The organism is Paeniglutamicibacter sp. NPDC012692, assembly GCF_042901625.1.
Classification (GTDB): Bacteria; Actinomycetota; Actinomycetes; order Actinomycetales; family Micrococcaceae; genus Paeniglutamicibacter.
Genome location: NZ_JBIBDE010000001.1, coordinates 1,205,831 through 1,226,795, shown reverse-complemented (window position 1 = coordinate 1,226,795; position 20,965 = coordinate 1,205,831). Strand labels below are relative to the sequence as shown.

The following is a 20,965-nucleotide window of genomic DNA, read 5'->3' as shown; positions in this document are numbered from 1 at the left end:
CCCGGCATCTGCATGCCACTCGCGGCTAGATTCGCTTCGGCGGGGTCTGCTCTTCGGCGGCCGGCGCGCAGCAGGCGCAACCCGCATCCGCCGGCCGTCCGGGGCGGGCCACGTCGGGGCCGCCCGTTGCGCCAGGGCCGACCGCTTCCCCGTCCCGGCTCGCCCGGGCATTCGGCGCGCAGCAGGCATCGCCCCTCCAAGCGTCGCGCCCCTCCTTGAGAGCCACGGCGGCAATCACCAGTGCGGCCACCGGGTCGGCCCAGGCCCAGCCGAGCCAGGCGTTGAGCACCAGCCCGACCAGCAGCACCGCGGAGAGGTAGGTGCACAGCAGCGTCTGCTTGGAATCCGCCACGGCCGAGCGGGAGCCAAGCTCGCGCCCGGCACGCCGCTGCAGGTGGGAGAGCACCGGCATGACCGCCAGCGAGAGTGCGGCCAGCACGATGCCCGGCACCGAATGGTCGGCCTCGACCCCGCCGAGCAGCGACCGGACGGCATCGACCGAGACGAAGGCCGCCAGCGCAAAGAACGACACCGCGATGATGCGCAGCGCGGTCCTCTCGCGGGCCTCGGGGTCCCTGGCGCTGAACTGCCAGGCCACGGCCGCGGCGGAGGCCACCTCGATGACCGAATCCAGCCCGAACCCGAGCAGCGCGCTCGAGGAAGCGATCTTGCCCGCGGTGATCGCCACGACGGCCTCGATCACGTTGTAGAAAATCGTCGCGGCAACGAAGAACCTGATCCGCCGGTTCAGCACGCTTCGGCGTTCAGCTCCCACGGGGTCGGCCATCACGCGTGGTGTTGCCATGTCAGCAGCACCCCTCGGCGGCCGCGGCAGCGCAGTGGGCGGGGTCGACGGCGAGCACCACGCCCATGAGCTCGGTCAGCGCGCGGGCAAGCACCGGGTCGGAAAGTTCGTACCGGGTGCGCCGCCCCTCGGGGACCGCGACGACCAGGCCGCAGCCGCGCAGGCAGGCCAGGTGGTTCGAGAGCTTCTGGCGAGAGACGCCGACCAGCTCCGCCAAGTCGCTCGGGTAGGACGGGGCGTCGCGCAGTGCCAGCAGCACCGCGGTGCGGGTCGGGTCCGAGAGTGCCTGCCCAAAGCGGGTCAGCACGTCGGCGTGTGTCGTTGCTTCCATGCCTTGATTGTACAGCCAGATCTGTACCAAAGGTCCGGCTGGACGGGCCCCGGGCGCCGGATCCTGCCGCACGGAATCCGCAAACACCCCTGTCGCGGGGTCCGAAACGGCGCCGCCTGTCGTACGCTCGATCCAACAACCCCGAACCCGAAAGCGGTTTCCATGAGCAAGAAGCAGGTATTACTGGCACGAACCGTTCCCCTCGACGCACCGGCGCGCGAGCTGCTGCGGGCGCCCAAGGACTTCACGCTGGGCGCCGTGGATCCCAAGTCGACCCCGGGCTACTCGGGCAACAAGATCAGCGGCGCCGAGGACCTGAAGGAAACCGGCCAGGTGCTCGACGGGCTGCAGGAACGGCTCTTCGCCGCCTCGCGCTCGGGCGCCACCCCGAAGATCCTGCTCATCCTGCAGGCCATGGACACCGCCGGCAAGGGCGGCATCGTGCGCCACGTGGTGGGCATGGTCGACCCGCAGGGCGTGGAGCACCACGCGTTCAAGGCACCCACCGAGGAGGAGAAGGCCCACGACTTCCTCTGGCGCATCGAGAAGGAGCTGCCGGGCGCCGGCTACATCGGGGTCTTCGACCGATCGCACTACGAGGACGTCCTGATCCACAAGGTCCGCGGATATGCCGACGACGCCGAGCTGGAGCGCCGCTACGACGCGATCAACGAGTTCGAGGCCCGGCTGGTCGCCAACGACACCAAGGTCATCAAGGTCATGATGCACATCTCCAAGGACGAACAACGTTCCCGGCTGGCCGAGCGCCTGGAGCGCCCGGACAAGTACTGGAAGTTCAACCCGGGAGACATCGACGAGCGCCTGCTCTGGGACGACTACATGAACGCCTACGAGGTCGCCATCAACCGCACCAACACGGATGCGGCCCCGTGGCACGTCATCCCCGCGAACCGGAAGTGGTACGCGCGCCTGGCCGTGGCGTCGCTGCTGCGCGAGGCGCTGGAGGAAATCGACCCGCAGTGGCCCGCGGCCACGTTCAACGTCAAGGAGCAGCGGGTGCGCCTGAAGAAATCCTGACCGCCCGTGGATTGCCGTGAGCGGGGTCCCCGGACCGCAGGGAGCCGGAGCAAAAAAACCGCAGCCCGCCGCGATCAACACCAGGATCGCGGCGGGCTGCGGTGCGTGGAGGGGCTATTCGCCGGAGTCCGGGGATTCCTGCTGCCCGCGGGCGGCGTCCAGGCGCGCCGAGGCGCCCTGCAGCCAGGCCTCGCAGCGGGCGGCCAGCGCCTCCCCGCGCTCCCACAGACCCAGGGACTGCTCCAGGGTCGCGGCCCCGGCCTCGAGCTGGGCCACCACGGCCACCAGCTCCTCGCGGGCCTGCTCGTAACTTAGCTGCGCAACATCCTGGTTCTTCGCTTCGGCGCTCATGCTGTGATTCCTTCGTCTGGTAACTGGCTGGTCGTAATGGTGGCGGTGAGCCGGCCGCGGGCCAGGCGCACCGAAACGTCGCTGCCCGCGGGCGCCTGGTCCGCACTGCGCACCACCTGCCCGTCGGCAAGCTGCAGCACCGAGTACCCGCGGTCGAGTGTCTGCTGCGGGGAGAGCGCACGGACCTGGGCGCGCAGGTGCGCAATCGCGTCCTGACCGCGGGCCAGCGAGCCGCGCATCGAGTAGATGCTGCGCCGGGACAGCCGGGTCAGGTCCTCGCGGCGCACCTGCACCATGAAGTGCGGGTTGGCCAGCACCGGGCGGGCGCGCAGCGAGGCGATGCGCTGGGATTCGCGCTCGAGATTCTGCCGCACGGCCCGGTCCAGCCGGTGCCGCGCCTGGGCGATCCCGTTGAGCTCCTCGACAAGGTCCGGGACCACGCGCTTGGCCGCATCCGTCGGGGTGGAGGCGCGCAGGTCCGCGACGTCGTCGAGGATGGGCCGGTCGGCCTCGTGCCCGATCGCCGAAACGACCGGGGTGGTGCAGGCGGCCACGGCGCGCACCAGCTCCTCGGAGCTGAAGGGCAGCAGGTCCTCGAGCGCACCGCCGCCACGGGCGATGATGATCACGTCGATGTCCGGGTTCGCGTCCAGCTCGCGCAGCGCGGCCATGACCTCGCCGACCGCGTTCACGCCCTGCACCGCGGTGTTGCGGATGTCGAAGCGGACGGCCGGCCAGCGCAGCGACGCATTGCGGATCACGTCCTTTTCCGCATCCGAGTCGCGCCCGGTGATCAGCCCGATCCGGTTCGGCAGCAGCGGCAGCTTCTTCTTGCGGGAGACGTCGAAGAGCCCCTCGTCGAAGAGCGCCCGGCGAAGCCGCTCGAGGCGCGCCAGCAGGTCGCCCAGGCCCACCGGGCGCAGGTCAAACGCGTTCAGCGACAGCCGCCCGGTCTTGGCGTAGAAGCTCGGTTTCACCCGGGCCACCACGCGCGACCCGACCTCCGGGGCGCTGTCCAGCGAGCGCATCACCGAGGCCCAGACCGTCACCGAGAACGAGTAGTCGACGTCGACGTCGCGCATCACCAGATAGGCATGGCCGTTGCGGACGTTGGCCTCCAGCAGCTGGCCCTCCACCCATGACTCCGGGGAGTTCTCGATGTGTGCCTTCAACTTCTCCGACAACACCCGCAGCGGCCACGGGTTCTCCGGGCTCGTTGCTGCAGCGGTGCGCGGCAGCGAACCTTGTGCCTCTTGTGCTTGCTCCACGTGGGGAAACGCCTTCCTAGGTGCCGGATTTCGAAACTACACCAAAACCATTGATACCAGTAACATGGGACAAATTAGGGGTCTGGCACCCCGCCGACCCCTACCGCTGGAGCTCAGATGCCCGTCATCGTCCGCAAATCCATCGCAGTCGTGTTGGCAATCCTCGCGGTGCTGGCCGCGGGGCTGGGGCTCGGAGCCCGCACCGCCAACCTGATCGTCAACACCCCCGAACCGCTCCAGCGCATCCTGGGACCGCTGGCCACCAACGAGAAGCTGCGCGAGATCCTGCCGAGCGAACTCGGCGCCCAGCTCACCACCCAGATCACCAACAGCGTTCCGGTCCCGCGGCCACTGCAGGGCGTGCTGGAAACCGCGATCTCCAAGAGCGGCGCCGCGCTGATCACCGATCCGGGATTTGCGACGGCCTGGGAAACCACCATCGACAACACGCGCCGGGACTACGTGGCGAAGCTCAGGTCGGCCGCCGAAACCGGAACCCAGGAGGTGACGCTGGAACTGGACCTGGCGCCGCTGATCACCTCCGCCTACGGCACGCTGCATGCCTCGCTGGACGGGTCGGCGCTGGGAAGCCTGTTGCCGCATACCATCGACGTGCCGCCCGTCGTGGTCGACACCAACTGGCCGCAGGCGGACACTCTCTCGGCCGGGGCGGCGAACCGCTGGCTCTCGCTTGCCGAGGGATGGGGGTGGCTGCTGGCGACGGCGGCCGTGCTGCTGGCCGGAGCGCTGCTCCTGGCCCCCCGCGGCTTCCGCGGCAGGGTGTTCATTGTCACCGGGGGAGCGGCCCTGGTCCTCGCGGTGGTGCTCATCGTCTTCGGGTCAAACCTGTCCGGCATGCCGGTGCAGGGCTCCGAGCTCACCCGGCTCGTGGTCGACCAACTGGCCACGGGGGTGCAGGCCGAGCTGCGGGCCATCAGCAACACGCTGATCATCGGCGGCATCGTGGCCCTGCTCGCGGCCCTCGGCACCTGGATCTGGCGCAAGGAAAACCCGTAGAGCCCGGCTGGCGGCGGAACCGGCGGGCCGGAGCGCCCGCCAATTTGCCCCCGAACGTAGACTTGTTACATGGCTACCAGTTCCACCGTTCCGGTCTCACTCCCGATGCCCACGATTCCGCGCACCCGCCGCACCCCGGCGGAAATCGCCGCCGCGGCGCCCGTCGAGGGCGAACGCAAGGTCTTCCTTGCGGCCCCGCGCGGCTACTGCGCGGGCGTCGACCGTGCCGTCATCGCCGTCGAAAAGGCGCTGGAGCACTACGGTGCCCCGGTGTACGTGCGCAAGCAGATCGTGCACAACCTGCACGTGGTTTCCACCCTTGAGGCCCGCGGCGCCATCTTCGTGGAGGAAAACGAGGAAGTTCCCGAGGGCGCACTGGTGGTCTTCTCCGCGCACGGCGTGTCCCCGGCAGTCGTCAAGTCCGCAGCCGACCGCGGCCTGCGCACCATCGACGCCACCTGCCCGCTGGTGACCAAGGTGCACCGCGAGGCCGTGCGCTTCGCCAAGGAGGACTACGAGATCCTGCTGGTCGGCCACGAGGGCCACGAAGAGGTCGAGGGAACCTACGGCGAGGCGCCCGAGGTGACCACCATCGTGAACAACCCCGAGGAAGCCGACACCGTCGTGGTGAAGAACCCGGACAAGCTGATCTGGCTTTCGCAGACCACGCTGAGCGTCGACGAGACGATGGAGACCGTGCGCCGCCTGCGCAAGCGCTTCCCGAACCTGCAGGATCCGCCCAGCGACGACATCTGCTATGCCACCACCAACCGACAGGCCGCCATCAAGGCGATCGCCCCGCAGAGCGAGCTGGTCATCGTGGTGGGTTCCTCCAACTCCTCGAACTCTGTCCGCCTGGTCGAGGTCGCCCTGGAGTACGGTGCCAAGGCCGCCTACCGCGTGGACTACGCCTCCGAGGTCGACGAGTCCTGGTTCGAGGGCGTGAAGAGCGTCGGCGTGACCTCCGGCGCCTCGGTGCCCGAGGTCCTGGTCCGCGACGTGCTCAAGCTGCTGGCCGAGTACGGCTTCGCCGACGTGGAGGAAGTCACCACCGCGCAGGAGGACATCCTGTTCTCGCTGCCCAAGGAGATCCGCGCCAAGCTCAAGGAAGCCGGCGATGACTCGCGCGGCCTCGGCGGGCGCGTCGTGAAGTCGGACATCAGCAGCTAGTCCCTCACCGGCGCCGCACACAAGCCATGGCGTCGACCCACGAATGCGTGGGTCGACGCCATGGCTTTGCCGTTTCCGGGCAGCGATACCGCCGGCCTTCGGCGGTGCAGGAAGCATGTGCCGGATCTGGACGGTAGACTCTATTCCCGTGGCTCTTACAATCGGAATCGTCGGACTGCCCAACGTCGGCAAGTCAACAATGTTCAACGCGCTTACGCGCGCCCAGGTCCTCGCGGCCAACTACCCCTTCGCAACCATCGAACCCAACGTGGGTGTCGTGCCGTTGCCTGATGCACGCCTGAAGGTGCTCGCCGGGATCTTCGGCTCCGAGCGCATCCTTCCGGCAACGGTGTCCTTCGTGGACATCGCCGGCATCGTCAAGGGTGCCTCCGAGGGTGAAGGGCTGGGCAACAAGTTCCTGGCCAACATCCGCGAGGCCGAGGCCATCTGCCAGGTGACGCGCGCCTTCTCGGACCCGGACGTGATCCACGTCGACGGCAAGATCGATCCGGCTTCGGACATCGAGACGATCGCCACCGAGCTGATCCTCGCCGACCTGCAGACCATCGAAAACCAGCTGCCGCGCCTCGAAAAGGAGCTGCGGACCAAGAAGGTCGAGGCTTCCTTCATCGAGCTGGTCAAGGCCGCGCAGAAGGTGCTCGAAGAGGGCAACACCCTTTACGCCGCAGGCAAGGCCGCAGGCATCGACATCGACGAGCTGGCCCCGCTGCAGCTGATGACCACCAAGCCGTTCATCTACGTGTTCAACACCGATGAAGAGGGCCTGGCCAACACGGCAATGCAGGAAGAACTTTCCGCACTCGTGGCTCCGGCCGAGGCAATCTTCCTCGACGCCCAGTTCGAATCCGAACTCTCGGAGCTGACCGAAGAAGAAGCCGAAGAGATGCTCGAGGACGCCGGCTACACCGAATCCGGCCTGGACAAGCTGGCACGCGTCGGCTTCGACACCCTCGGACTGCAGACCTACCTGACGGCAGGCCCGAAGGAAACCCGCGCCTGGACCATCCACAAGGGCTGGACCGCCCCGCAGGCTGCCGGTGTCATCCACACCGACTTCCAGCGCGGCTTCATCAAGGCCGAGGTTGTCGCCTTCGAAGACCTCGTCGAAGCAGGTTCCATGTCCGCGGCCAAGGCCGCCGGCAAGGCCCGCATCGAAGGCAAGGAATACATCATGAAGGACGGCGACGTCGTGGAGTTCCGCTTCAACGTCTAGTACCCACGCCTGAATCAGTAGACATGCCGCCCTCCTGAAACGGATGAGGGCGGCATGTCTTTTAGCAGTACCTTTTCTCGCTGATATCTGCATTGGTCGCGTCTGTCAACCCCGCGAGCGTGGCTGCGGCTGCCTCTCCCGCAGTCGCATCTCTCGGGATGAGAATGAATTGAGAAACAGGTTTAAGGATGCCGGCGTACTGGGAGAGCCAGTCCGATGTCTTGCTGACTACCGGGTATTTCTCGAAGACCACCCAGAAGGAAGCTTCTGGCAACAACAAACTGGACCTCGTTGATGGGGTACGACTAATCGAAATGTTGGACGAAGACTTTGGCCACGACTGGCCGCAGTTGATCGACTACTGGTTCCAGTGGCCCACGCGCGGCTAGATCGATGTCAGGCTTGGTTCGTGCGTCCTAGCCTTTGTTTTGTCCTAGCTGCATGCCGCTGAGGGGTAGGTCCGTGCCCACGGATAACTCTGCTACGTGCGACTTGTCCCGAGTTCAATGAACCATAAGCAGCCGGACTAGACTGACCGAATGATGAATTCGACGCATCTGATCGAGCACGCCGACGTATGGCTGAGTGAGGCTATGTCGTCTCCCGACGGGCCAGTACTCCTTTCCAGCCCTTACCTAACATATGAGGTGTGTCGTCAGCTGTCAGATGCGGCGAGAAGATCGTCGCAGCCTTTCGTTCTTCTGACGAAGTTGGATCCGAGCGCGGTAGCAAATGGGTACCTATCTGTACAGGGCCTGAAGTTGTTGCTAGACGCCGAGGTCGAGATCCGCCATTCTGGTCGGCTCCACGCAAAGTGCTTCATACTTGGTTCGAGGGCAATGATTGGATCAGCCAACCTCACAGGCGCTGGGCTTGGCTCGTCCGCCAACCCAAATCAGGAATTGGGGGTCAGCTTGACGATCGAGCAAGCCGACGCGGCGCGTTTGCTCATCGAGGGGTGGACCTCGAACGTAGTTGCGCCCGCCGACCTTGAAGATGTCCTGAGTAAAGCGAAGACGCTGGGGAATACCGGGCGGGCCCAGGACAACAGGCTAGATGCAGACTCGGCCCTTCAACTTGCGGAGCAGCTCCTCTTAGACGCACGCGACCCCCAGCGGTCGCTATGGCTGAAATTGGAGTACGGTGAACCTGCCTTGGACGGGTGGCGCGAAGAAACCTGGTTCGCGAGTCCTAAGAAAGGCAAGCCCGGGTTTCGCCCCGGCGACCTCGTGTTCATTTGCGCGAAAGACACCAGAGACTGTTATGCGGTCGTGGAAGTTGCTGGTGAACCGGAGTACCAGCCGGAATACTACGCCGACTGGACTGCTGCTAACGACGTCGATGCTCTAGCGAGATGGCCGTGGATCAACATAACTAAGCCTCGGCTTGTTCCCCCCGTACTGATGGAATTGAAACTTGGCGAACTTGGTGTGAGCGGTCAGGCCCTGCAAAATGGGCATATACGACTTAAGTTTGACCAGTTTAGTGCCGGAGTGCGTGCGCTAGCGAGGCTCGCCACAGCTTGACGCCCGCAAGGATGGCATTAACATCGGCCATTGGCCAATGGCAGCAAAGTGAGACCAAGAGCCTCCGCACTCAAAGGTTATTCAGTGACGGAACGTCGTGGAGTTCCGCTTCAACGTCTAGGTCCTGACCGACTTGTAACCTTTTGCGATGGCCGCCAAGAACTCGTGTTCTTGGCGGCCATGCGTTTTTCGCGAGCGGTTTTCACCTCAATGCGGCCAGCCAGCATTTTGCTGCCTAACGAACGTGTGGCCAAACTCGTGGCCGCAATCAATGTTTGTCATAAACTTAGGGCAGCATTCTCGCCTGGCGTTGGATCCGCTCCGCGGGCGCGCCCTCGGAGAACCACTCAACGTGACGCAGGCTGCGAATCCACTAGCCGAAATTCCCTTAGAACAGTGGCCAGGGCACTGCCGACATGTCACCGCTCGGAGCCGGAAACCGCCCCGCTATGCGCAACCGGTCGCAGCGCGCAGCGAGCGAAGCGATCTCGTCGGCGCCGAGCAAGTCCGCCAGGCTTCGGCCCAGTCCACTGTGCAGTCCTTCGCTGACACGAACTATGCCCTCTTCTTCCTCTGCGGTTAGAGCATCTCCCAGCCATCCCCACAGCACCGTACGAAGCTTGTGGTCACGGTGAAAGGTGAGCCCGTGGTCCACGCCGTGCCGGTGTCCGTCAGCCATGGCAAGGATGTGGTTGCCTTTGCGGTCGGCATTGTTGACGATGATGTCGAATACGGCCATGCGCCTGAGCACAGGGGTGTCTTCGTGAACGAGTGCGATCATCCGACCGTTTTCGTCTCGTCCCTCGAGAACGTGTTTCCAACCCGTCTCCGGCATCTGGTCCGTCGCGATCAGGTCCACGGGGTTTTGGGAGGGATCTGGCTCCTGCCAGAGCTGCACCATTCCTTCACCCAGCGGGCCATCGCGCAGCCAAGTGTGCGGCACGACATCCCCGCCGAAGACCTGCGAGACCAGGTAGGCGGCCACCTCCCGGTGGGCCAGCGTTCCCCGGGGAAAATCCCACAGCGGGCTTTCGCCGGCTATCGGCTTGTAGACGACCGCCACGTCGCCGATGCTGCCCAGAAACGTGGCGTTTGACGCTGTCGTGATGCGGCCGGTGAGAGTCAGCTCGGTGGTCACTAGGTCCGGCATTGGCATCAGGACTCGGGAGGGGTGCAGATGTGTCCCTCGGCGTCCATGGGATAACCGCAGAGCGGGCACATCGGCCGACCGGCAGCCACGATCTCGAAGGTGCGCTTGGTGAACGCGCGGGCGGTGCCGACCGGCATCCGCACACGCAGCATTTCGGGCTCGTCAGTCCCGTCCTCATGAAGCGATTCGTCGTTGTCGTCGGGATCATCAGAGGGGAGGGGGTGGGCCTCAATGACGATCTGGGCCGTGGTTGGGTCCCACCCCAGGCTCATGGCCCCGGTGCGAAACTGCTCGTGGACGGCTTCGAGCGGGTCGTTGTCGACAAGTTCGACGGGAGTACCCGTCGGAACGCTGAAGGGGTTGCCCTTGAGGGTGATGAGCTCGTCGAGAATTTCGTCGATCTTCTCCGCGAGCGCAGCCGACTGCTGCTTCTCCATGGCAATACTCACAACCTGCGTCCCCGCGCGCACCTGCAGGTAAAACGTGCGCGCCCCCGGAAGGCCGATGGTGCCAACGACGACCCGATCCGGCCAGGAAAACTCGTGAACACGTGTAGGCATGTCAGTATTCTAGGCCCATGTGGTTCATGGCGCCTTGTGCCCTGAACCGCCGCCCACCGGCGCATCGCCAGAGTGGATTCCGTTCGACAACCATGACAGATCACCCGCGTCGGTGTTGGTCGCGTAGACGCTTGGCCGACCAGCGCCGTAGCTCACGATCGATATGGAGGCGGGGCCCACGTTTATACGCTGGAACATGTCAAGGTGCATGCCGAGCGCGTCAGCAAGGATTGACTTGATGATGTCACCGTGACTCACAGCCGCCCACACGGCCCCTGGCCCGTGCTCGGATTCGAAGGCCGCATCGTGGCGTCGAATTGCTGCCACTGACCGAGCCTGCATCGCGGCCAGGGATTCACCGCCGGGAAAGACGACGGCGGACGGTTGCGATTGGACAACCGGCCACAAATCCTCGGTCATGAGATCGCTGAGCATGCGGCCCTGCCACTGGCCGTAATCGCACTCGGTGAGATCGATGTCAACGGGTGCGTACGGCGTGCCGGCCTGGCGATCGAGGATGAACTGGGCGGTCTGCTGACAACGCTCAAGAGGGCTCGACACCACCCCGACCAACGGCACGGGGGCGAGCCGCTCTCCGGTCAGGGCCGCCTGGTCCCGCCCGATCTGGTCCAGGTTGACGCCGTCAGCCCGGCCGGCCAGCAGCCCGGTGGCATTGGCTGTGGAGCGGCCGTGCCGCACGAGAATAACTGTCGCCATCCACCCAGCCTAGCCAGACGCCGTCCGCGAACCCAGCCCAGGAGTCAAGTATCAGCAACGCCAGGGCCCATCCGAGATGGGGCTGGCCACCTGAACCCCAAAATGATTGCTGCTGGAAATCACTCTGGGCTAGGGTTCAAGTGTTTCCGGATTTCCATCAAATGGGGAGTTTTCATGGTGCAGACGCGAGTACACAACCTGTTCGTTTCCTCAGATGGATATGCCGCTGGTGACTACGTGACGCTCGAAGAACCGATCGGCGGAGCTAGGGCGCTTTTCGGCAAGTTCGACGGACGCGTCATCCATGGCATCCATGGAATCGACGACCCAGTGACCGTGGATCGGGCCATGTTCAGCATGTGGGGTCAGGGTATCGGGGCGGAGATCATGGGCCGCCGAAAATTCGGTCCGCAGTCGGGGGAATGGACCGACGACGGCTGGGAAGGGTGGTGGGGAGACGAACCGCCCTTCCTGACTCCGGTGTTCATCCTGACCCACTATCCTCGTGAGCCACTCGAGTTCGCCAACGGCACCAGTTTCCACTTTGTAGATGCGTCGCCGGAAGAAGCGCTTCGTCTGGCGCAGGAAGCTGCCGGTGGGTTGGACGTTCGGATTGGCGGCGGACCGTCGACCGTGAGCGAATTCCTCCAAGCCGATCTCATCGACTTCCTGCATGTGGCGATCGTTCCGATCGTGCTCGGCACCGGTGTCCGGATCTGGGATCACCTTGCTGGCTTGGAAGACCGGTTCAGCGTCGAATCCATCAGTACGACCAGCGGACTGACGCATCAGCTGTGGAACAGGAATCGCCGCGTGTGAAGGCTCCACGTCGTTTTCAAGTGGTTGCCATGAATCGGAACGTCTTGGAGTTCCGCTTCAACGTCTAAAATCGCTGTAATTGCTTGTGAAACGCACGGGATGCTCCACATTTCTCGGGCGCTTTGCATTCCTAGTGGGATATTGGCTCTATCTGGCTGTTCCAGTGGTGCTAATGCCTCGGCGACGTACGGGTGAGTCGCAACGAATTGTGACGTGGCCATTTAGCAGCGATATGAGGCATGGGCGGGAGCCATCGCAAATCAAGTTGCTGAAATTGGTGGGGGCAAATTTAGTTCCCGAAGCCCAATTTTTTACTCATTTGTTCCAATACATGCATAGTCCAACCGCTATCTTCAACAAAGGCGCGTAGTCGCTCTTCACATCCATCAGCAAGGGACTTGCGGTGGGACGTCCATGCGATGAAATCACGCACGATCATGGTGTGAGAGTCGGAATCCCTACGGGTGTAATCGAGGGTACTTCCAGGCGAAGCCCAGCCGAGCTGGGCTACGGAAGTCACCGTTGACAACAGTGCTGCACCTATCAAAGCAAGGTCACCGTATGTCACATCTGTCAGTTCTGAGACTTGGTCGAGGAGGGTGAGTAGTGACTCACTCGGTTCGTTCATTTTCTTAGTATGTATCTGCCGGTGTGACGAACGGAAGTATGTAGACCGGCGGTTCTAGCCGATCGTTGGTGAGTCTCTTGGGGAACGCGTTCGTTGAGAATTCTCTATCCCATAGGAAGACCTGACGGAAATAGACCTTCACCCCGCCGGACAGAGCGCGCATTCTCGGGACGACCGATTTTTGAGGCGTGCACTTTTGGAGTATGAAGCTAGCTACTCGATCTGCTGGATGAGATAGGAGCTTCCGTGTGGACCCTTCGACGTTTAGCTCTCGAAGCGGAGTGAAGGTGCCGACACTATGCAGATTCGACAAAACGAACGTCGTGCGACGTTAGCACGTGCGCGGCAAAGTCGTTCGATACCCGCTGGCCCCATTCGAGTGATCACTCAGAGATTCCCAGCATGCCGCAGAAATAGTCATGGAATTAGACACTGCCACTGTCTTTCTGCCGCGCTCATAGGATTGCAGGCCCTTTGTGGAACCTGGCATGCTCACCGGCTAGGCCCATCGAGTCTACGTCTAACGCATTAGTAGAGGTTTGTCAGTATCGGAACATCGTGGAGTTCCGCTTCAACGTCTAGCCATCCCGACAGCCGGTTGTTGCCGGTAGTGCGCCCGAACGCCCCGAAACCCCGCACAATGTGCGTGGGTTTCGGGGCGTTTTGTCGTTGACGGTCCACCCCATCCTCACGCTGGTTGAGTGACCGCTCAACTTAATCGATAGCGGCCAGACCTAATTCGCTCGAAGTGTCCTTGCCGTATCGGGACAGCCGGCCCGGCAGCGTCAGAGTGAGCGATCACGATTTTGCCGGGTCAGCTTGCCGCCCTGCGGATATGGTCCGCGATCTTCTTTTCGGTGTCGGGCGTCAGCGCCAGAACGGCGAACGAGGTGACCCACAGGTCGCCGTCATCGAGATTCGCCGATTCTTCGAAGCCCAGGGTGGCGTAGCGAGTGGTGAACTTCGAGGCCGCCTTGAAGAACACGACCACCTTCCCGTCCTCGTTGGCATACGAAGGGAATCCGTACCAGGTCTTCGGAACAAGATGCGGAGCGACTTCGGAAACAATCCGATCGATACCTTCGGCGAGAACCCGGTCCTCATCCGGCAACGCTGCGATCGCCTCGCGGACAGCCTGCTCACCGGCGGCGCGGTTCTTCCCGGCCTTTTCCTGCGCGCGTAGCTCCGCAGCGCGCTGCTTGACGGCCTCGCGTTCTTCCTTGGACAGCCCAGCGTTCTTTTCGGCCATGTGATTCTCCTAAGTTCAGTTGCGGTCACCATTTCCGGTTCAGACTCACACTACTGCCACCGATCGCGGCGCGCTTCTCGAATCCTGCTCGCATGATTCCGGCACCTGACTTGCTCGATCCTGTTGAGGATTTGCAGAACAGAAAATGGATTCACGGCTTGATGGATGACGTCACGAGTCCTTCCGACACGGTGCTGCGCGCCGGGAAAATTGCGGTTTCCCTCATTGACGATGTCCGGGCCGCCGGCATCGCCCCGCTAGGGGGTGCTCGCGCGGGCCCTGGACTCCGCGCGAGCTGTCGCCGACTGGATCCTCCGAAGTCAGATGCCTCACATGCCGCGGCATGCTCATTTTCGGCTCATTCGTCGAACCCACAATGGTCTGCGGGCGGTATCCGTCCTCTCGACCACAGAAGGAGAAATTGATGAGCACGCCCTTCCCGCTCAGTCCATCGGCCCTGCCGGCATCTGCCGTCGCACCGGGATCGGGGAAATCCCGCTGGATGAAGGTCCCGATCATCACCGCGACGTTCTGGACGATCAAGATCCTGTCGACCACGGTCGGCGAGACATTCGCCGACTACCTTGCGGTGAACGTCGGCCTCGGGCCGCTCATCACGACGGGCATGATGCTTCTGCTCCTCGCCGTGGCACTCGTGCTCCAGTTCCGCACGCGGCGGTACACCCCGTGGATCTACTGGCTCACCGTCGTGCTCGTGAGCATCGTGGGCGCCCAGATCACCGACTTCTTCACCGACACGCTGGGCGTGAGCCTGTACGTCTCCACCGCGGTCTTCACCGTGCTGCTGATCGGCGTCTTCACCGCGTGGTACTTCCAGGAGCAAACCCTCGCGATCACCTCGATCGACACGGTGCGGCGCGAGGCGTTCTACTGGGCCGCGATCCTCACGGCATTCGCCCTCGGGACGGCGGCCGGCGACCTCGCCACCGAGGCGCTCGGGCTCGGATTCCTGTTGGGTTCCGTCATCTTCGGCGCCCTCATCGTTGCCTGCGGGATCGCCGTCCGCGCCGGGGCCCCGGCCGTGGCCGCCTTCTGGGTCGCCTACGTGCTGACCCGCCCGCTGGGCGCATCCATCGGAGACCTGCTGACCCAGGACCGCAGCTACGGCGGCATGGGCGTCGGGGCGGCGATCACCAGCGAGCTGTTCATGGCCGTCATCGTGGTCCTTGTGGCCCGCGAGCAGGTCCACGTCCAGCGCCACGGGGTGCTGACCAAGGGACAGTCCGTAGCTGGCGGCCGCATGCGGGACATCGCCTGGGCCGGGGCCGGCATCGTGGCGATCGTCGCGGCGGCCGCGGCCGTGACTGCCGTCCAAGTGGCGCAGGCGCCGGCGAGTTCCGCGGAGGTCGTGTCCGGCACGCCCGCGAAGGTGCAGGGGCCGCTCGGCGACCTTTCGTCGTTCTCCACGATCGTCGACGACGTCACTGCCAAGGTCGAGGCCGGCGACCTCCCCGCGGCGCGTACCCGCGTCAAGGACCTCGAGACCGCCTGGGACGGCGCCGAGGCCGGGCTCAAGCCGAGGTCGCCGTCCGTCTGGGGCACGATGGACACCGCCATCGACGGCGAGCTCACCGCGCTGCGGGCCGACCATCCGGACCAGGCAACCTGTCTGGCGGCCTCGCAGGACCTGCAATCGGTCATCGCCTCCCAGTAACTCCCAGCAAGCGGTGAGGTCAGTGCCACATCATGGGAAGCGGTCGCTCCGTCGTGCGCCGGTCGGGCACGACGGAGCGGCGACGCCCCGGGCAACAAGCCCCGGGCAACGGAAGGAAACTGGATGAGGATCCTCATGGCCGAGGACGATCCGATGATCGCATCGGCGCTCGCTCAGCGGCTCGTCGAAGACGCGCACGTCGTCGAGGTGGTGACGGACGGAAAGGCCGCCGCGGACTACGCGCGGCTGGGCGACTTCGACGTCGTCCTCCTCGACCTGGGACTGCCCGAACTGGACGGGATCGACGTGCTGCGCACCCTGCGCGCGGGGGATGACGGCGGCGGGCCCGTGGTCATCGTGATGACCGCCAGGGGAGCGGTGTCGGACAAGGTCACCGGGCTGGATGCCGGGGCCGACGACTACCTTGTGAAGCCGTTCGCCTACGAGGAGTTGCACGCGAGGCTGCGGGCGGTGGGCAGGCGCGGCTCGCCGCACGCCACGGCCGTCATGCGCGCCGGAGGCATCGCCCTCGACGAGGCGACGGCGACGGCGACCGGCCACGATGGCGTCCCCGTTCCGCTAACCCGGCGCGAGCTCGCCCTCCTGCGTGCCCTGATCCGGCATCCAGGCGTCGTTCTTTCCCGCGCCCAGCTTGAGTCCCGGGTGTACGGGAGCGAGGTGGAGATCGAGTCGAACGCGATCGACTTCATCATCAAGCGCCTGCGCGGAAAACTCGGGGCGGACTGCATCCGCAATGTGCGGGGCCTGGGCTGGATGATCCCGAGGGGCCGATGAGCACGCACCGCCGGACCCTGTCCCTCCGGTCGCGGCTGGTCGCCGCGCTCGTCGTGCTCGTCCTGCTGGTCACCGCGGCCACGGCCGCATGGTCGTACCACCGGGCGTTCGTCGAGGCGAAGGAGGCCCAGGACGGGCTGCTCACGAGGGTGGCCGAGATCGTGGGGACCCCCGGCGCCGGCTTCGCCCAGAACGGCGTCTCGCGAACGTCCAGCCAGTCCGGCCTGGTGGTTGAGGTGCTGGACGGCGGCGGGAAGTCCCGCGACCTGCCCGCGATCCCGTCCGACGGCCTCGCCACCGTTGCGACGGACAACGGCCCGCAAAGGGTCATGGTGCGTTCCCTCGCGGACGGACGCAGGATCGCCGTCGCCCAGCCGATCGCCGTCCGCCAGGACGCGGTGAACGAGACCCTGCTCTCCACCGTCATGCCGATCGTGCTCGGCGCGCCCTTCCTGATCCTGGTGGCCTGGCTCGTCGTCGCGTGGGCCCTGAGACCCGTCGACGCGCTGCGCCGCGAGCTCGAACGGCGTGACGACGGATCCCTCGCACCGTTGCCGGGCATGAGCGTACCCAAGGAGCTGGCCCGTTTTCTCGACGCCCTCGAGGCCCACCACCTCCGTGCCGCGGAGGTTCTTGAGGGGCAGCGGCGTTTCGCGGCCGAGGCGGCCCACGAGCTGCGCACGCCGGTCGCGGCGGTCTCCTTCCAAGCGGAGCACCTGCTCGCGGCCACCACGGATGCGGACCGCGTACAGCGGCAGGATGCGCTGCAAAGGGGCCTCGCGCGGCTGCGCGCCCTCTGCGAGCAGCTGCTGGTCCTCGGCGACGAAACCCCGCGGGTCGACCGGCGGGTGCCGCTCGAGGAGATCGCCCGGGTCGTCGCGGGAAACGTCGTGGAGATGGACGACGGAGGGGAATCCGACGTGCTCTGGGACCTCGGCGACGCGGGCGATGCCCCCGTCCCCGAGGCCGGCACCCGCATCGTCCTGCAGAACCTGGTGCACAACGCGATCCGCTACGCGGGATCCGCGGGCCCCATCGAGGTGCGCGCGCGGAGGGGACCGACGTGGATCCGGCTCGACGTGATCGACAGCGGGCCGGGAATCCGCGAGCCGGAGAGGGCGCTGGCCGCATTCCACCGCGAGGCGGGCCAGGACATTCCCGGCACCGGCCTGGGCCTCGCGATCACGGCGCGGACGCTCGAGCGCCTGGGCGGCGAGCTGCAGCTGCTCGGGCGTGCGGGGGAGGGGAACGGCACCATCGCGCGTGCCACGATCCCGCTCGCCGGGCACTCCGCTGACGACCGAACGGATCCACCGCGGACGCCTTGAGTGCGCGGCGTGGCGGCCGCAGCAACGTCGTTCCAGCGCCAAGACACCCCTGTGCCCCCGCATGCCGTGCAGGTGGTTCGGGGTGTCTTGCGTTGGCCGGCGGATTGCATCCACCCAGCCGTCTAGTTTTGGCCTTCTCCGTCCGCTGCGGGAGTCCACCCCAGGGCCGGTCCCAACGTGGTGGCGATGTCGGTGAGGATCTGGACGTAGTCCTCGTGCTCGAAGCTGAAGGGCAGCGCGAATGCCACCTCGTCGACCTCCTGGAATCCCGCGTGTGCGTGCAGTCGCTCGGCGATCTGTTCGCTGGTGCCGATGAGATCAGGGGCGAACAGCATCCTTTTGGGACCCTGCGGTGCGCGGGTGCGGGGAGTGCGTTCGTCGACGTAGCGCTGGTACTTTTCCCGCTGCCGCGCTGTGGCAGAGTCGGTCGGAATCACCACCAGTCCCTGCGAAACCCTGGCTGGCCCGCTCGCGTCAGGCGACGCCGCGGTAGCTTCACGGAAGGCACGGATCTGCGATTGCTGGATGTCGGCGAAGGACGGTTCTTGGTCGGCCTCGGGGAAGATCACGCTGCTGGTCAGCAGGTTGAATCCGTGTGCTCCGGCCCAGACGGCCGATCTCCTGCTTGCTGCCCCGTACCAAAGGCGATCGCGAAGCCCGGAAGAGTGCGGCTCGACGCGGTTGGAGAATTCCTCCACGACACCCTGCTTGCCCGAAAATTCACGGACCGGTTCCCCGGCGACCAAACGGGCAAGCCGTTCCACGCGGGTGTAATCGAAGTCCTCAAGGTCGGCCGAATTCGGGTACAGCTCGTGCTTCACCGTGTCGTAGTGCATTGGCTCGCCCACGCTGAGGCCCGGATTGATGCGTCCGCCGGCGAGCAGGTCCACCGTGGCCAGATCCTCGGCCAGACGCAATGGGTTCTCCCAGCCGATGGGTGTGACCGCGGTTCCGAGCGCGATCCGCGAGGTGCGCTGGCTGGCTGCGGCCATGATCGCAATGGGGGAAGAAATTCCGAACTGAAGATGCCGGTGGCGCAGCCAGGCGCTGTCGAATCCAAGTTGCTCACCCAGTTCGATGACCTGCAACGTCGATTCGTGTCCGGCCGCCGGATCCGCCGGATCGAACAGGCCGATCGTGAGGAAACCAAGCTTGCGTAATGGGCGAGAGGAGTCAGGCATATGCTTCCTTAGGAGCTGTGTGTGCGGCCAATCTTCATGCTATGCCGGGGATCGGTAGCAGCCTCTGGGAATGGCGCGAAGTTACCCACTAAGTCGTTGCCACTGGAATTGAGTCTATATGTCACGAGATCACCCAAGGATGGCAATGTCCTTGGGTGGCGGGTGACGGCACCATTCGGGACCGGATCGCCGTGTTCTTGTCCCCGGCGTTGCTTCGGATGGCGGAGTGCATTTGGGCGTGCCGTTGGGTGCGCCGCGGCGTACTGCCGTGATGGCGGCCCCGGAATCGTTCGCAGCGGCGGGATGCCTCGGCTGCCCAAAGAGGTGGGGTTCAGCTTCATCGTTTAGCGCCCATCCGGCAAGAAGCCAGACGGCAGGGGGCTTCGTCGTACCAGGGACGGGTCTTACCGCCGTGCGGCAAGTGGCGCTCCGGCGACTGCGGGCCACCAGTTCAATGCCGAACAAGACAACCAAACCTTCGGGGTGCGGCTGGGAGCCGTGATGCCGTCCGTCCCCCGATGTGTGGATGCCTTCGGGGGCCCGCTTGCTTTGTGTTTCTGCGAAGTAATTGCGTCCCGGCCGCGCCCGAAGCCGGCAGCGCGCCCCGCAGCCAAGTTCGGTAGCAACAAAGGTTGTATAAGGTCACCGTTGGATGTTTCCTATAGTCAGATTCGGAAGGGATAACTGGCCGGATTTAGGACCATTCAAACGAAGGAGTTCACGTGGACACCGGAAGTGGTTTTATGGCGAATTTCGATTGGGCGGGAACGGTGCAGAAAATCGTTTTTGCGTTGATCATCCTCTTGGCGACGTGGCTGCTGGCCAAGTTCGTCAAGTGGGCCATCGGAAAGTTGGTGGGCAGAGTCAAGCTGCTTCAGCGTCAGGGGAACGACGGCGAACCGCTTGGCAATTCGCTCGGAACGATCGCGGCACTGATCGTCTGGCTCTTCGGCCTTGTCGCCATCCTGCAGGTATTTGCCCTCTCGGAGGTGCTGGCGCCCGTACAGCAGTTGCTTGCCAACGTCATGGGGTTCATCCCCAACGTCATCGGGGCCGGTGTCGTCTTCTTCATCGGCTACATGATCGCCAAGATCGTCCGCCAGCTGGTCACCACGGCGCTGGGAACTGTCGACTTCGGCCGCCTGACAAACAAGGTCATGCGCAAGCAGGAGGAGCCGGACCCCGTCGAATCGCGAGAACGGAACGCAAGAATCATTTCCGTCATCGGAAACATCCTCTTTGCGATCATCATTATCGTGGTGGGCATCAGCGCGCTGCAGGTCCTTGGCATCGCGGCCATATCCGATCCCGCACAGCAGATGCTGGCCCTGATTCTGAACGCAATTCCACTAATCATTGCGGCTCTGATCTTGCTGGGAATCGGCTACGCCATCGCGAAATTCGCGGGCAGCATTCTCCAGAGCACATTGCACGGGGTCGGCGTCGACGAGATGGTGCGCAAATGGGGGATCGTCCGCGAGGGCCAGAGTGCCTCGGCCATCATTGCCCTGCTGGTGAAGATCGCCATCATGCTGTTCTTCGGCATCATGGCAGCACGACTGCTGAACTTCCCGGAAGTCACCGTCATCCTCAACCAGATCCTGGCCCTGGCCGGCAGTGTCCTATTCGGCGGCTTGATCATTGCCGCCGGATTCCTGATCGCGAACATCCTCGTCAAGATCATGGGGGAGGGCACCGCGTCCACGGTGATCCGCTACGCGACGATCGCGTTGTTCGTGGCCATGGGACTGAGCTACATGGGCCTGGCCGACTCCATCATCAACATGGCCTTTGGTGCAGTCGTTATCGGTGGCGCGCTCGCGGCGGCCCTCGCCTACGGCCTAGGTGGGCGCGACGCGGCTGCCCGGTCATTGCAACGGATGGAACACAAGATGCCTCCGGCCACGCCGCCGGCACCGGTGGATCCGCTGGGCTAGCTGCACGCATGCCGCGTTGAAGGACTCGGAGCTTGTCGAATGGGTGGTTTCGGGCTGCATGGTCCGGGGCCACCCATTGCTTGGTGGCTCAATGTTGCGTTTCACCTCGGTTCCCAGAATGAATCGCTCAGCGGATCCACGGTGCTTGCCTTATCAATGGCCCTCGCTAGCTTGGAATTTCCCATA

At 64.6% G+C, this 20,965-nt stretch carries 21 protein-coding genes; 11 read left to right on the top strand and 10 right to left on the bottom strand.

Annotated elements, in window-relative coordinates; genetic code table 11:
* Positions 1-25 precede the first annotated feature (25 nt).
* Positions 26-805 (bottom strand): cation transporter, encoded by a 780-nt coding sequence (locus ACFY5D_RS05610; protein WP_387526184.1) that lies wholly within the window; start codon positions 803-805, stop codon positions 26-28.
* A 1-nt stretch (position 806) separates the two neighbouring features.
* Positions 807-1,136 (bottom strand): ArsR/SmtB family transcription factor, encoded by a 330-nt coding sequence (locus tag ACFY5D_RS05605; RefSeq protein WP_387526182.1) that lies wholly within the window; start codon positions 1,134-1,136, stop codon positions 807-809.
* A gap of 162 nt (positions 1,137-1,298) precedes the next feature.
* Between ACFY5D_RS05605 and ACFY5D_RS05600 the strand changes: the two genes are divergently transcribed.
* Complete coding sequence (locus tag ACFY5D_RS05600; RefSeq protein ID WP_387526179.1) at positions 1,299-2,174, top strand: PPK2 family polyphosphate kinase; 876 nt, start codon at positions 1,299-1,301, stop codon at positions 2,172-2,174.
* Between the two features lie 114 nt (positions 2,175-2,288).
* Here the strand turns inward: ACFY5D_RS05600 and ACFY5D_RS05595 are convergent, their stop codons facing one another.
* Positions 2,289-2,525, bottom strand: coding sequence for an exodeoxyribonuclease VII small subunit (locus tag ACFY5D_RS05595; protein ID WP_387526176.1), 237 nt, complete (start codon positions 2,523-2,525; stop codon positions 2,289-2,291).
* Positions 2,522-3,793, bottom strand: coding sequence for an exodeoxyribonuclease VII large subunit (gene xseA / locus ACFY5D_RS05590; protein ID WP_387526174.1), 1,272 nt, complete (start codon positions 3,791-3,793; stop codon positions 2,522-2,524). Before xseA ends, ACFY5D_RS05595 begins: the two co-directional genes overlap by 4 nt.
* 117 nt (positions 3,794-3,910) lie before the next feature.
* Here xseA and ACFY5D_RS05585 point away from each other — a divergent pair, with 117 nt between their 5' ends.
* From ACFY5D_RS05585 to ACFY5D_RS05565, 5 genes are all read left to right on the top strand, one after another.
* Positions 3,911-4,810, top strand: coding sequence for a hypothetical protein (locus ACFY5D_RS05585; protein WP_387526172.1), 900 nt, complete (start codon positions 3,911-3,913; stop codon positions 4,808-4,810).
* A 69-nt stretch (positions 4,811-4,879) separates the two neighbouring features.
* A complete protein-coding gene (locus tag ACFY5D_RS05580) occupies positions 4,880-5,980 on the top strand; it encodes a 4-hydroxy-3-methylbut-2-enyl diphosphate reductase (protein ID WP_387526169.1) in 1,101 nt (366 codons plus the stop codon).
* 148 nt (positions 5,981-6,128) lie between these two features.
* Positions 6,129-7,214, top strand: a complete 1,086-nt coding sequence (ychF, locus tag ACFY5D_RS05575; RefSeq protein ID WP_387526166.1) for a redox-regulated ATPase YchF — start codon at positions 6,129-6,131, stop codon at positions 7,212-7,214.
* A 188-nt stretch (positions 7,215-7,402) separates the two neighbouring features.
* Positions 7,403-7,603 carry a restriction endonuclease gene (locus ACFY5D_RS05570; protein WP_387526163.1) on the top strand — a complete coding sequence of 67 codons (201 nt, stop codon included), beginning with the start codon at positions 7,403-7,405 and terminating at the stop codon, positions 7,601-7,603.
* 150 nt (positions 7,604-7,753) lie between these two features.
* Positions 7,754-8,740, top strand: a complete 987-nt coding sequence (locus ACFY5D_RS05565) for a phospholipase D-like domain-containing protein (RefSeq protein ID WP_387526160.1) — start codon at positions 7,754-7,756, stop codon at positions 8,738-8,740.
* A 388-nt stretch (positions 8,741-9,128) separates the two neighbouring features.
* Here the strand turns inward: ACFY5D_RS05565 and ACFY5D_RS05560 are convergent, their stop codons facing one another.
* Genes ACFY5D_RS05560 through ACFY5D_RS05550 form a run of 3 tightly spaced genes read right to left on the bottom strand, consistent with a single transcriptional unit; the run spans position 9,129 to position 11,167 of the window.
* Positions 9,129-9,896 (bottom strand): SCO1664 family protein, encoded by a 768-nt coding sequence (locus ACFY5D_RS05560; protein WP_387526158.1) that lies wholly within the window; start codon positions 9,894-9,896, stop codon positions 9,129-9,131.
* Positions 9,896-10,450, bottom strand: a complete 555-nt coding sequence (locus tag ACFY5D_RS05555) for a DUF3090 domain-containing protein (RefSeq protein ID WP_387526155.1) — start codon at positions 10,448-10,450, stop codon at positions 9,896-9,898. Before ACFY5D_RS05555 ends, ACFY5D_RS05560 begins: the two co-directional genes overlap by 1 nt.
* A 24-nt stretch (positions 10,451-10,474) precedes the next feature.
* Positions 10,475-11,167: a histidine phosphatase family protein gene (locus tag ACFY5D_RS05550; RefSeq protein ID WP_387526152.1), complete on the bottom strand. Its 693-nt coding sequence runs from the start codon at positions 11,165-11,167 to the stop codon at positions 10,475-10,477.
* A gap of 174 nt (positions 11,168-11,341) precedes the next feature.
* Here ACFY5D_RS05550 and ACFY5D_RS05545 point away from each other — a divergent pair, with 174 nt between their 5' ends.
* A complete protein-coding gene (locus ACFY5D_RS05545) occupies positions 11,342-11,986 on the top strand; it encodes a dihydrofolate reductase family protein (protein ID WP_387526149.1) in 645 nt (214 codons plus the stop codon).
* 289 nt (positions 11,987-12,275) lie between these two features.
* Here the strand turns inward: ACFY5D_RS05545 and ACFY5D_RS05540 are convergent, their stop codons facing one another.
* Together ACFY5D_RS05540 and ACFY5D_RS05535 are read right to left on the bottom strand one after the other, a co-directional pair.
* Positions 12,276-12,614, bottom strand: coding sequence for a hypothetical protein (locus tag ACFY5D_RS05540; protein ID WP_387526147.1), 339 nt, complete (start codon positions 12,612-12,614; stop codon positions 12,276-12,278).
* Between the two features lie 814 nt (positions 12,615-13,428).
* Positions 13,429-13,863: a hypothetical protein gene (locus ACFY5D_RS05535; protein ID WP_387526144.1), complete on the bottom strand. Its 435-nt coding sequence runs from the start codon at positions 13,861-13,863 to the stop codon at positions 13,429-13,431.
* Between the two features lie 424 nt (positions 13,864-14,287).
* Here ACFY5D_RS05535 and ACFY5D_RS05530 point away from each other — a divergent pair, with 424 nt between their 5' ends.
* From ACFY5D_RS05530 to ACFY5D_RS05520, 3 genes are all read left to right on the top strand, one after another.
* Complete coding sequence (locus ACFY5D_RS05530) at positions 14,288-15,538, top strand: hypothetical protein (RefSeq protein ID WP_387526141.1); 1,251 nt, start codon at positions 14,288-14,290, stop codon at positions 15,536-15,538.
* A gap of 135 nt (positions 15,539-15,673) precedes the next feature.
* Positions 15,674-16,333 (top strand): response regulator transcription factor, encoded by a 660-nt coding sequence (locus ACFY5D_RS05525; RefSeq protein ID WP_387526138.1) that lies wholly within the window; start codon positions 15,674-15,676, stop codon positions 16,331-16,333.
* The gene (locus ACFY5D_RS05520) at positions 16,330-17,661 is read left to right on the top strand and encodes a sensor histidine kinase (protein ID WP_387526135.1); all 1,332 of its coding nucleotides are present in this window, start codon (positions 16,330-16,332) and stop codon (positions 17,659-17,661) included. Before ACFY5D_RS05525 ends, ACFY5D_RS05520 begins: the two co-directional genes overlap by 4 nt.
* Positions 17,662-17,783: 122 nt before the next feature.
* Here the strand turns inward: ACFY5D_RS05520 and ACFY5D_RS05515 are convergent, their stop codons facing one another.
* Positions 17,784-18,842, bottom strand: coding sequence for an LLM class flavin-dependent oxidoreductase (locus tag ACFY5D_RS05515; protein WP_387526132.1), 1,059 nt, complete (start codon positions 18,840-18,842; stop codon positions 17,784-17,786).
* A gap of 743 nt (positions 18,843-19,585) precedes the next feature.
* Between ACFY5D_RS05515 and ACFY5D_RS05510 the strand changes: the two genes are divergently transcribed.
* Complete coding sequence (locus ACFY5D_RS05510) at positions 19,586-20,779, top strand: mechanosensitive ion channel (RefSeq protein ID WP_387526129.1); 1,194 nt, start codon at positions 19,586-19,588, stop codon at positions 20,777-20,779.
* Positions 20,780-20,965: the final 186 nt, after the last annotated feature.